Annotated in this window: 8 protein-coding genes; 6 read left to right on the top strand and 2 right to left on the bottom strand. The window is 46.7% G+C overall.

The window, feature by feature from the left end; all coding sequences use genetic code 11:
• Positions 1-362: 362 nt before the first annotated feature.
• Positions 363-1,634 carry a methyl-accepting chemotaxis protein gene (locus ACRRU2_RS26125; protein ID WP_432506173.1) on the bottom strand — a complete coding sequence of 424 codons (1,272 nt, stop codon included), beginning with the start codon at positions 1,632-1,634 and terminating at the stop codon, positions 363-365.
• A 380-nt stretch (positions 1,635-2,014) separates the two neighbouring features.
• On the opposite strand from ACRRU2_RS26125, the gene ACRRU2_RS26120 reads away from it, so the two are divergent.
• From ACRRU2_RS26120 to ACRRU2_RS26095, 6 genes are all read left to right on the top strand, one after another.
• Entirely contained in the window at positions 2,015-3,349 is a 1,335-nt protein-coding gene (locus tag ACRRU2_RS26120; protein ID WP_432506171.1) for a multi antimicrobial extrusion protein MatE, read from the top strand.
• 197 nt (positions 3,350-3,546) lie between these two features.
• A complete protein-coding gene (locus ACRRU2_RS26115; RefSeq protein ID WP_432506170.1) occupies positions 3,547-4,422 on the top strand; it encodes an ROK family protein in 876 nt (291 codons plus the stop codon).
• Positions 4,423-4,909: 487 nt separating this feature from the next.
• Positions 4,910-6,532, top strand: coding sequence for an ABC transporter substrate-binding protein (locus ACRRU2_RS26110; RefSeq protein ID WP_432506168.1), 1,623 nt, complete (start codon positions 4,910-4,912; stop codon positions 6,530-6,532).
• Between the two features lie 10 nt (positions 6,533-6,542).
• Positions 6,543-7,535: an ABC transporter permease gene (locus tag ACRRU2_RS26105; RefSeq protein ID WP_432506175.1), complete on the top strand. Its 993-nt coding sequence runs from the start codon at positions 6,543-6,545 to the stop codon at positions 7,533-7,535.
• Positions 7,532-8,389, top strand: a complete 858-nt coding sequence (locus ACRRU2_RS26100) for an ABC transporter permease (protein ID WP_432506166.1) — start codon at positions 7,532-7,534, stop codon at positions 8,387-8,389. The genes ACRRU2_RS26105 and ACRRU2_RS26100 overlap by 4 nt, the downstream gene beginning before the upstream one ends.
• Before the next feature lie 30 nt (positions 8,390-8,419).
• Positions 8,420-9,976 (top strand): ABC transporter ATP-binding protein, encoded by a 1,557-nt coding sequence (locus ACRRU2_RS26095; protein WP_432506164.1) that lies wholly within the window; start codon positions 8,420-8,422, stop codon positions 9,974-9,976.
• Here ACRRU2_RS26095 and ACRRU2_RS26090 read toward each other — a convergent pair.
• The gene (locus ACRRU2_RS26090; RefSeq protein WP_432506162.1) at positions 9,951-10,943 is read right to left on the bottom strand and encodes a LacI family DNA-binding transcriptional regulator; all 993 of its coding nucleotides are present in this window, start codon (positions 10,941-10,943) and stop codon (positions 9,951-9,953) included. The genes ACRRU2_RS26095 and ACRRU2_RS26090 overlap by 26 nt on opposite strands.
• Positions 10,944-11,930: the final 987 nt, after the last annotated feature.

The following is an 11,930-nucleotide window of genomic DNA, read 5'->3' as shown; positions in this document are numbered from 1 at the left end:
AGTTGCCCACAATGAATCGACAGTCTTGCAGGAAACGCTAAAGTGCAAAAATTAGCTCATTCTAATATCTAACGGTTGCAGGAAACGCTAAAGTGCAAAAATTAGCTCATTCTAATATCTAACGGTTATAGAAAGCCTTATTTGCCTAAAAACGTATCATAATAGGGCAAATGTTCACAGATAACGCTTCCCACAACCGTTACAATTTCAAACCAGCCTTTTTTCGCTAAATAGCGTCTCTCACATCCGTTACAGTTTTGAGACCAACGCTTCTAGCGGGCAAGTGTTACATATTTCCAAATCCACATTGAATCGGCAGTAAATTTGCCGTGCATTAGAATTAAATTGCCGTGCAGCGAGTTCTATAATGAGAATACGACGGTTTTCTTCTTCAAATCGCGCGCTTCGGAACGCAATACTTCGGAGGAGGCTGTTATTTCCTCCATCACGGCAGTTTGCTCTTGGGCAGCGCTTGAAATGCGCGTTGCGCCTTCTGAAATAGAAAGAGCAGTATCGGCCATTTCCTTGGACATTGTAAAGGTTTCTTGAATTTGTACAGATTGGGAAGCGATATGGCTGACGATGCTTTGCAAAGCACCCGCCGTTTCGCCAGCAGAGGAGACAACATGTGAAAGTGATTGCTTGGCGCTCTCTCCTGTAACGGTTTCATCGCGAATAAGCTGCATTTGCTTGTCGGTTTCCGTTACGACGGTCAATGTGTGCTGCTGCATCAGCTCAACCAGCTTTTGAATCTGGGTGCTGGCAGCGGCGCTGTCGGATGCAAGCTTGCGGATATGCTGGGCGACAACTGCAAAGCCTTGTCCGTGCTCTCCCGCATGAGCGGCTTCAATAGAGGCGTTTAGTGCAAGCAGATGCGTTTGATCAGCAATTTCGCCGACCAGCTGTGAGATTTGTCCGATTTCGTCAGCCTGCTGCTCAAGCTGACTGACGATTTGCATCGTTTGCTCGCTTGTTGCTGATATATGCAGCATGCCATCGACAAGAACATTCATTTGCTCCACACTCTCGTTAATTGTCTTCACCATAGCCTGAACCGTGCCGCTGGCATGCTCAGCTTCATTATTCATCGTCTGTGCGGCATGCGAGGAAAGCTCGGCAGTCGCAAGCATTTGCTGTGCAGCGCTGGCTTGCATAGCTGCGCCTTCAGCCATTTGGTCAATCGTAATGGCAATCGTTTCAATTTGATTGGTAGCCTGCGAAATAGCAGAGCCAAGCGAGCCGGCATTTTGATCCGTAATCGTGACGCTGCTGGATACATCGGATATCATTTGGCGCAAATTACCCAGCATAACCTGAAAGGAGCCATGCAATTGTCCAATTTCATCGGTAGAGTTATGCTTCGGCAAGGTCACTGCAAGATTGCCCCCCGCTACCGCATTGACTGCTGTCGTTAATTGCAGCAAAGGCTTAATAATGTATCTCGCCGCCAGCCAGCCAAGAAAGCATGTCCATAGCACGCCTAGAGTAAGAACGCCAGATACGTACAGCCATTCCTGCATATTCGGTGCGAGTAAGGGCTTGAGCACAAAAATAAAAAATGCGCTTGTGCTATAAGTTACAGCTGATACTAGAAATATACCAAATACGAGCTTGTGCACTAAACTAATCTTCATGGTACGTCCTCCTTGATAATAGAAAAATGTGATGCATAATCGTATGATTGTCGTACATTTAGCAGTTCTTTTAGGCTTTTCATTCCATAAAATGATCATTTGCACAATATTTAGATAGGTAAAATGAATTATTAATAAAATGGAATATGTAGGTCTATTTATCTACCTTAATTATAAAAGCAGCATATGTAAAGAGGTAGTGATATTTATCACAGTTAATTGAAAGGTTTTGTTAAACCGTTATGTTCAGAATCATTATTGGAGATTCAATTGTGAGTGAAATCGGGCATAGGAATAAAAGGTAATCGCCGTTATAATGAAGGAAGCAGATAAAGCAAAGATATTGTAAATGTACGCTGCCAAAGGAGTTATACGAATAGATGAACCAGTCACTTGCTCAAGCGCCATTGGAAAAGGTAGCTCTGAAGCGGATTTGGGCTTTTTTTCTGCCGCTCGGGCTCTCTGCCAGCCTAGTTACGATATCACACGTCATCATCAACAGCACACTGAGCCGGGCTGCTGATCCGGAGCGGATTATTACGGCCTATGCCATCGCAATGAGCTTGCTCACTATTACGGAACGGCCCGCGGTGCTGCTTCGGCAAACCTGCTCAGCTCTTGTGAGGGACAAGCAATCCTTCAAATCTATGTTTGCTGTAGCTCAAATCGTATTTATAAGTATAACGGCTATGGGATTAATCATTAGCTATACGCCGATCGGCGTATTTATTTTTCAAACATTATTCGGAGTGACCCCGGACCGTGTAGGCGACGTTGTTGATGTATATCGCATTCTAATGTTTGTAAGCTTATTTTCTGGTCTTCGCTGCCTGTATCATGGTGTTATTATTTCTCACTTTCGCACCAAATGGCTGACGATCGGCATGGCCATACGGCTTGCGGTCATGTATGCTCTTTCGCTCTATTTTATACATAGGGGAGTGGACAGCAGCACGATTGGGGCTGTTATTTTTCTTGCTGGCATGATTATTGAAGCAGCAGTCAGCTTTCTTGAAGGAAGATTACTCGTTCGAAAAATGCCAGAGAAGCTGGATAATCATAATGTGCAAACGAAGCGGCATGTTTTTTCCTTTTATCGCCCTCTTTTATTCTCTTCTTTTATATCGGTTTGGATTGGCCCTTCTATTAATGCAATGCTTGGTAAAACGTGGGATGCACAGCTTTCTATATCTTCCTTTGCAATAGCTGCCAGTATCGTTATGCTCGTAAGCAGTTTTTTCAGCTATTTTCATCAAATCGTTATTAATTTTTATCGCATTGATCCCGCGGCGGTGAGAAAATTCACACTGATGCTCGGATTTGTTCCAGTAATGCTATTATCGCTACTTGCATTTACGCCCGTCGGGCTATTATTTTTGGAATATGTGATTGGTGTGCAGGGACGTTTGCTTGAGGAAAGTGTTCGAGTGCTGCAAGCCTTTACTTTATTTGCCCTGGTCATGCCGTGGCTGGATGTGCTGAATGGGCTTGTTTTTGTAAAAGGGGAAACGAAGGTTATTTTTTGGTCGCAAATATGTAATTTATGTTTTACTCTTCTTACTTTAGTTCTGTTAATTACACTGTCGCCGCAATGGAATGGAACGATCGGCGCATGGGCGCAATCTATCGGCATGGCTGCTGAAATTGTACTGGTTGCATTAGCGCTGGGCATTATTAAGCTTGGACCTATTCGTTTAAGGAGCCGGCGTGGTTAATGATTAAGCGCGATTAGAAATGAGTTTCCTTAGGACGACGGTGCCGTTTATGCTTGATAGTATTTTTAAATAAATCGCTGGGCAGCGTTGCTTGGATAATTAATTTAATGATAAAGTAAAGTTGATCGGACGCCATTTTCGGTCGAATACATATGCGGATTTATAATTATTTGATAGATATCTTGGAGGGGAACCAGATGAGAATAGGAGCAGTTGAAGCGGGCGGCACAAAGTTCGTATGCGGGATCGGCAATGAGCATGGGGAGATTGAGAAACGGATCAGCATTCCGACAGGTGAGCCCGAGGAAACATTGGCCCAGGTCATTGCTTTTTTTAAGGAAGAAGATGTAGAGGCCATTGGTATCGGCACGTTCGGCCCAATTAATATTGATAAACAGAGCGAGCATTATGGCTATGTGACGACAACACCGAAGCCGGGCTGGAGCAATTATCATTTTTTGGGCAAAATGAAGCAGTCATTCTCTATTCCGTTTGGCTGGGATACGGATGTAAATGCGGCGGCGCTAGGCGAGGCGACCTGGGGAGCGGCAAAAGGACTGGATAGCTGCGTATATTATACAATTGGCACTGGCGTAGGCGTAGGCATATATGCGGAAGGCCATTTGGTGCATGGCCTTGTGCATCCGGAAGGCGGGCATGTGCTGACGAGGCGCCATCCGGAAGATTCGTTCGAAGGAGCCTGTCCTTACCATGGCGACTGTCTGGAAGGAATGGCGGCTGGTCCTGCGCTTGAAAAGCGCTGGAAAGTAAAAGGCTCAGAGCTTGCTGCTGATCATCCTGCTTGGGCAATTGAAGCTTTTTATATAGGCCAGGCTGTTGCGTCATCCATTTTGCTGCTTTCGCCGAAAAAAGTAATTTTGGGCGGCGGCGTTATGCATCAGAAGCAGCTGCTTCCGCTTATTCATGCCGAGGTTCAAAAAAATCTTAACGGCTACGTAAGCGCCGAGGCGGTTTTATCGAAAATCGACCAATATATTGTTACGCCCGGCTTGGGTGATAATGCCGGATTATGCGGTGCTGTGGCGCTTGGACTCAGAGCGATGCAGGCATAATTTTTGCCCAAAAAAGAAGTTGATTAAGCCGGTTATATTAAGTAGAATAGTATAGTTTACAGCAAAGGCTTCGATTTTTTAATATTAAGCTAGAAATTAAGCTGGAATTCAGTTATAATAACAACGTTGTTATTCATGGCGCAGCTCCAATTAATTTGTATTTAAATACTCTGTTTTTCAATGGAAACGTCATGTCCTTGTATACGAAGGGAGATGTCGTTTCTTTTTGAGTGGAGCTGAGTTCTCAAGTAATTTTTTTGTGTAGCAGCCTCGTCACATTTTCATAGTTCGCAGCTATGAATGACCCTTTCGTTGCGAATATGGAATCCACCTCCATATCCCCTCAACCTTTTTCTATCGCACGCTTCCAATATTTCATCTTCTGGGAGACTGGCGAAGCCGTAAGTATGGAACATAATAAGAGCTGAAATACGAAGTCAGAGCCATTTTATTGTACGTTGAATGCATTATAAAAAGGAGAAGAGAAATGAGAAAATTAAATATTGTTTGGATTGCATGTATGCTAGTGCTGGCTATTATATCAGGCTGTTCGTCGTCAGGCGATAAAAATAAGGTGAATAAGGGGGAGAATGGCAGCTCATTACCGGTTTCACAGAAGGAGGAGCTTGTACTCGCAATTGGCTCCGAGCCGGAAGCTGGCTTTGATCCGACTGTCGGCTGGGGCATGTACGGTTCGCCGTTATTTCAAAGCACTTTGTTCAAGCGTGACAATGAAATGCGGATTGTAAATGATTTGGCAACAAGCCATGAGGTAAGCGAGGACGGCAAGCAGTGGACGATACATGTGCGCAAAGACGCAGTATTTACGGATGGCAAGCCGGTAACGGCAGAGGATGTCAAGTTCACGTTTGAGACTGCTGCCAAAAGTGGTGCGGCTATCGACTTAACGAACGTAGATAAAATAGAGACGAAGGATGACGCGGTTATATTTCATTTGAAATCGCCTCAATCCTCTTTTCAATATTTATTAGTAGCAGTAGGTATTGTACCTCAGCATGCTTATAGCGATAAATATGCGGAGCACCCGATTGGCTCCGGACCGTTCAAATTCGTGCAATGGGACCGCGGGCAGCAATTGATCGTTGAAGCAAATCCTGATTATTATGGAGCAAAGCCTTTCTTTAAAAAGCTGACCTTCCTGTTTTTGAGCGAGGATGCTGCTTTTGCTGCCGCGAAGACGGGAACGACAGATATTGCTTATATTCCTACTGCATTCAGCAAGCAGCCGGTTGCAGGCATGCGCCTGGAGGAGCTGCAAACCGTTGATAACCGGGGTATCGTGTTTCCTTATGTTCCAGCAGGAAATAAGACAGACAAAGGATACATGATCGGAAATGATGTAACGGCTGATATAGCGATTCGCAAGGCGATTAATATGGCCATCGACCGCCAGGCGCTTGTAGACGGTCTGTTGGAGGGGTACGGTACAGCTGCTTATTCCAGCAACGACGGCCTTCCTTGGTGGAATAAAGATATTGTGTTTGAGGACGGCAAGATTGATGAGGCCAAGCAATTGCTTAAGGACAACGGCTGGATCGATCAGGATGGAGACGGAATCGTAGAGAAAAACGGGCTTAAAGCAAGCTTCCCTCTTATTTATCCGGCCAGCGATGTTACACGCCAATCTCTTGCGCTGGCAACAGCCGATATGGTAAAGGAAATAGGCATTGAAATGGTGGTAGAAGGAAAGAGCTGGGATGTTATCGAGCAGCGTATGCATCAGGATGCGGTAATGCTGGGCTGGGGAAGTCATGATCCGCTTGAAATGTACAATATTTACAGCAGTGATTATGCGGGCGTAGATTATTTTAATACTGGCTACTACAGCAATCCGGCAGTGGATGAATGGATGAAGAAGGCGCTTCATGCAAAAAATGAGGAAGAGGCATGGACCTACTGGCAAAAGGCGCAGTGGGACGGGGAAACAGGTCTCAGCGCGCTTGGCGATGCGCCATGGGCATGGCTTGTCAATTTGAAGCATCTGTATTTGGTAACGGAGAAGCTTGATATTGGCAAGCAGCGTATTCAACCGCATGGCCATGGCTGGCCGATTACAGACAATATCGAAGAGTGGAAATGGCGTGAATAAATTTATTTTGATGGATATGTTGCAATGGGCGGGCAAGAAGCTGCTGCATCTGGCGATGCTTCTTGCTGCAGCTATTATTATTACTTATACGCTAGTCAACTTATCTCCCATCGATCCTGTTCAGTCTTATATAGGGGCGGATACGATGCGGGTCGGACCGGAGCAAAGAGAAGCCATTGCAGCGTACTGGGGCCTTGATAAGCCGCCTTTGGAGAGGTTTGGCAAATGGGCGGGCGCACTTATGCAGGGAGATTTCGGCACTTCGATGATCTATCGCGATAAGGTTGATCATGTTATTGCCGACCGGTTCGCCAATTCGATTACATTGATGGCATTAGCCTGGGTAATGTCAGGATTAATCGGCTTTGCTGCGGGCTCGCTCGCCGCTATGAACAAGGGCAGATGGCTGGATCGCTTTATTACTGGCGTCTGCTATACATTAGCATCGGCTCCGACGTTTTGGGTCGGCCTGCTGCTGCTTATGATTTTCTCTGTCTGGCTGGGCTGGTTCCCAATCGGTCTTGCTGTGCCAGCGGGGATGCTCTCAGCAGATGTAACGCTATGGGATAAGCTTTATCATATCTTTTTGCCTGCAATAACGCTTAGCATAGTCGGCATTGCGCCAATTGCGCTTCATTCACGGCAGAAGCTGCTTGATGTGCTTGCGAGCGATTATATTTTATTCGCTAGAGCAAGAGGAGAGCGAGGCTTCCATTTATTTGCCCGCCAGGCGCTGCGCAATGCGGCGTTGCCTGCAATAACACTGCAGCTTGCTTCTTTCGGCGAATTGTTTGGCGGAGCGGTGCTTGCCGAGCAAATCTTTTCCTATCCGGGACTTGGACAAGCGACCATCGAGTCAGCGCTGCGCGGCGATATTCCGCTATTAATGGGTCTTGTCTTATTCAGCACCATTTTCGTATTTGTCGGCAATGCGCTTGCAGATGCGATTAATCGAGCCGTTGACCCTCGTATGAGAAGGAAGAGAGAGGGGGCTCGCCAATGAAAAAGAACTCTGTCACATCCAGTTTAATTATTCCATATTGGAACGGGAGAAGGCGTGCGCTTGCGGCAGCAAGCCTGTCAATCCTCTTGCTGCTCGCAGTCAGCGCTGCAGGCATGCTGCTGCAATCAAAAGGAACGGCAACGAATTTGGCGATGCGTAATCTTGTGCCCTCATTGCAGCATCTGTTTGGTACAGATTGGCTTGGGCGGGATATGTTTGTGCGAACGATCAGCGGTCTGGCTTTAAGTATTAAGGTGGGCTTGCTCGGAGCTATCAGCAGTGTAATTATCGCTTTTTTTATCGGGCTTGCTGCAGCGGTAGGAGGCAGAAGACTGGATCGGGTTATAAGCTGGCTTATCGATTTGTTTATGAGCATTCCCCATCTTGTGCTGCTTATCCTTATCGCATTTGTATGCGGAGGAGGCATGAAAGGGATTGTCATCGGCATTATGGCGACACATTGGCCAAGCCTGGCAAGGGTCGTTAGAGCGGAGGCTCAGCAGCTGCTGTCCTCCCATTACGTCAAGCTGTCAAGGCAGCTTGGCCGAAACAGCTGGTGGATCGCGAGCAGGCATATCGCCCCGCATGTATTGCCGCAAGTAGTCACCGGCTTTCTGCTCATGTTTCCGCATGCCATTTTACATGAAGCGGCAATAACGTTTCTAGGGCTTGGACTATCGCCGCATCAGCCTGCCATTGGCGTTATTTTATCGGAATCCATGCGCTATCTGTCTACAGGCATGTGGTGGCTTGCTTTGTTTCCAGGTTTAGGACTGCTCATTGTCGTCCGCTCCTTTGACCGTTTAGGGGAAGCGGCAAGAGTGCTGCTGCAGCCCCGTGACGCCCATCATTAAGCATAGCCTGATTCGAGGGAGGAAAGCGAAGTGGCTTTACTAGAAATCGAAAATCTTACCGTATCATTCGTTCAATATCAATCTGCGCTTCGCCAGTCAGTTGTACCCGTCGTAACCAATTTGGACTTGCAGCTGCATACAGGAGAAATTGTAGCAGTAGTCGGCGCCAGCGGTTCAGGGAAGAGCCTGCTCGCTCATGCGGTAATGGGGCTTCTGCCAGACAATGCGGTTATGAACGGCTCGATCCGCTATGAAGGGCGGCAGCTGAACGATGCAGCTCTTCAAAATCTGCACGGAAAGGAGCTGCGTCTCATTCCGCAATCCTCGGCTTATTTGAACCCGCTGCTTAAGGTTGAGAAGCAGCTTAAAGTTAAGCCAAGCAGTGCAAACAGGAGACTTGGCGGTTGGCTGGACAGAGCTAAGAGCAGGGCGCAGCTGGCGCAAGTGAAGAGCATACAGGAGGAAGCTGCCCATTTTCATATTTTTGATATGGAAGCGATGAAGTCATTGTATCCATTCCAGTTATCCGGAGGTATGGCCCGCAAGGTGCTGCTTTCGACTGCTGCTGCGCAGGAAGCAAAATTGATAATCGCGGATGAACCCACGCCCGGCCTTGATGTCGAGGCGGTCAAAGAGGCGCTTGCCGGCTTAAAGGAACTGGCAGCGCAGGGCTGCGCGGTACTGCTAATTACACATGATATAGAAGCAGCTGTAGCAATTGCTGATCGCGTTGCGGTCATGAATGAAGGACGTTGTGTTGATATAGCGCCAGTGGAGCACTTTTCGCAAGAGGGAGAAAAGCTGAAGCATCCATATACGCGTGCATTATGGCAAGCACTTCCTTGCAATGGGCTTAAGCTGGCGGACCGTTCCTTGGACAAAATTGCGGATAGGCCGAAGCAGCTTGATGACAGCGATATGAAGAAGTATAGTTCCGGGGAGGAACTGCTGCAAGGTCATGACATTGCGTATCGGTACAAGGGCGGACCGTGGCTGTTTCGCCAGTTGAATGTAACACTGCGTGCAGGTGAAGTCATTGGTTTGGTTGGTCCAAGCGGCATTGGCAAGTCCTCATTAGCCAGTATAATGGCTGGGTATATGAAGCCGATGGAAGGCAGGGTGATTGTCGGGCGGCAAGAGGATCAAATGGATAATATGCAGCAAAAGGAGACTCGTTATGCGAAGCCGCATATTTATCCTGTACAGCTTGTGCTGCAGCATCCCGAGCATGCATTTAATCCGCGCATGAAGCTGAAAGCTTCGCTGGCTGAAAGCTGGCAGCCGGACGAGGTATTCTTGAAGCGGCTTGGCATCTCGCCGCAGTGGCTGGAGCGCTGGCCGCATGAGCTGTCCGGCGGCGAATTGCAAAGAATCAGCATCGCCAGAGCGCTTCATCCAGAAGCGCAAATTTTGATCGCAGATGAAATGACAGCGATGCTCGATGCGATTACGCAGGCTCAGATATGGCACGAGGTGCTGGCTATAGCCAAGGAGCGCGGTATGGCGGTCGTCGTCATTAGCCACGATCCTTATTTGATAGAAAGGCTTTGCGATCGTACGATCAGCTTGAAGCAGGCGGTGCAGTAGAGGAGCGAACGATGAGCTCCGGTTCCAAATGTACTGTTTGTATACGCTGCTGATTGCCGATAAGCTGGATAATAACTTGCGCAATAGCTTCGGAAATCGTCGTAATCGCTACTCCAACTGCCGTCATTGGAACTTCAAAGCTTTGCAGCTGAGGCAGATTGTCATAGCTGACAATCGATATATCTTGCGGAACCAGCAGCCTTGCCTCGGCTGCTGCCCGCAATATCCCGCGCGTCAAATCGATTCCCCCGCTAATAATGGCTGTCGCCACATTTCCTTGCTCGATTAATTGTTTCATCGCCATATAACCGTCATGCACATCGAGTCCGCTGATCGGCACGATGATTTGTTTGCCTGATGCGAGCCCAAGCTTGCCAGACTCATCCTCGAATGCCTCGATTTTGACGGTTTGCAGCGGGTCGTTAGTTTGGGGATCGCCTATATAGGCAATATGATGGTGGCCGAGCGAAGCCAGATGTCTAAGCGCAAGCCGTATAGATTGTCCGCGTTTTACGTCAACCGTAGACCAAGGATGGAATCCGGCAGCGCCGTATGTAATAATCGGCGTATTGGGCGGAAGAGTGCTTTCGCTGATCAGCTTGCTGTCTTGATCGCCAAATACGATTATAGCGTCGACCTGATAGCGTCTAAACGTATCAAGCGCAGCTTCCAGCCGGCTGATCGACAGCAACACCGTATAGCCTTCTTCCTCAAGCGCATCATTGAGCGCAGTAAGCAAGGAGGAGAGGGCGGCGCGTTCTACCGACGGCCAAACAACTCCGATCGCCCCGCTTTTTTTGGATACGAGACTGCGAGCTGCCAGGTTAGGCTGGTAGCCCATTTCCTTGGCGATGGATAAAATATGCTGCTTCGTATGTTCTTTTACGAGCGGACTGTTGCGCAGCGCTTTGGAAACTGTAGAGAAGCTGACGCCAGCTTGCTCGGCAATATCTTTAATTGTAATCATGTTAACCTCCGCTACTTGAATCTATAACCCCTTTAAAGGTTAAAAATAAGCCTGTAAAGTTGTACACTGCCGCTTCTTTTACATCAAAAGAAACCCTTTTGGAAATTGTAACGATTGCTAGCAGGGTGTCGATTAATTGTGGATAGGGCAAAAAGCAATCGAAAGGGATATTACTACGCTTTGGGATTCCGACCGTCGGCGCAACCTCAAAATAGTAAAATGTATATGAAATTTCATACACAATACGCTGAAATGCCTCCAAAACAACAATTGTATATGAAAAATCATACAGAACGGGTCGTCGCAACCTCGAAACGGTAAAATGTATATGAAATTTCATACACAATACGCTGAAATGCCTCGAAAACAACAATTGTATATGAAAAATCATACAGAACGGGTCGTCGCAACCTCAAAATGGTAAAATGTATATGAAATTTCATACACAATACGCTGAAATGCCTCGAAAACAACAATTGTATATGAAAAATCATACAGAACGGGTCGTCGCAACCTCAAAATGGCAAAATGTATATGAAATTTCATACACAATACGTTGAAATGCCTCAAAAACCACAATTGTATATGAAAAATCATACAGAACGGGGCGTCGCAACCTCCGAACCATTTTTTGTTGGCACATTTCGTGATATAAAGGGTTTTTCAACAGCCTGAAGAAATCCGCTTAACTGCATCGCGACATCTATTTAATATGTACTTCATTAAGGATGGTATCAATTTAACTTGGACTTCCTGCTGCTTTTTTCAGCTACAGTCTCCAGTTACGCTTTGCAGGCTGGTATTCCTCATATTAATACAGTTATTATTTAAAATAAAGCATTTCACAATTCGGTAGACAGTACGCTTTATTTTAGCTATATTAATAATAACAACGTTGTTAATGTTGTCAAATAAAAGTTTGCAAATGGCTTAAATATACACGATACTGAGTTGGGTTTCGTATGTTTTGGAAGCATTATTACAATA

Source organism: Paenibacillus sp. GXUN7292, assembly GCF_050864975.1.
In the GTDB taxonomy this organism is placed as follows: Bacteria; Bacillota; Bacilli; order Paenibacillales; family Paenibacillaceae; genus Pristimantibacillus.
This window is presented reverse-complemented; position numbering and strand designations above follow the sequence as displayed.

Bases quoted from the DNA above. Each gene is read 5' to 3' on its own strand.
- ACRRU2_RS26125 (WP_432506173.1), bottom strand. From the start codon at position 1,634: ATGAAGATTAGTTTAGTGCACAAGCTCGTATTTGGTATATTTCTAGTA.
- ACRRU2_RS26120 (WP_432506171.1), top strand. From the start codon at position 2,015: ATGAACCAGTCACTTGCTCAAGCGCCATTGGAAAAGGTAGCTCTGAAG.
- ACRRU2_RS26115 (WP_432506170.1), top strand. From the start codon at position 3,547: ATGAGAATAGGAGCAGTTGAAGCGGGCGGCACAAAGTTCGTATGCGGG.
- ACRRU2_RS26110 (WP_432506168.1), top strand. From the start codon at position 4,910: ATGAGAAAATTAAATATTGTTTGGATTGCATGTATGCTAGTGCTGGCT.
- ACRRU2_RS26105 (WP_432506175.1), top strand. From the start codon at position 6,543: ATGGATATGTTGCAATGGGCGGGCAAGAAGCTGCTGCATCTGGCGATG.
- ACRRU2_RS26100 (WP_432506166.1), top strand. From the start codon at position 7,532: ATGAAAAAGAACTCTGTCACATCCAGTTTAATTATTCCATATTGGAAC.
- ACRRU2_RS26090 (WP_432506162.1), bottom strand. From the start codon at position 10,943: ATGATTACAATTAAAGATATTGCCGAGCAAGCTGGCGTCAGCTTCTCT.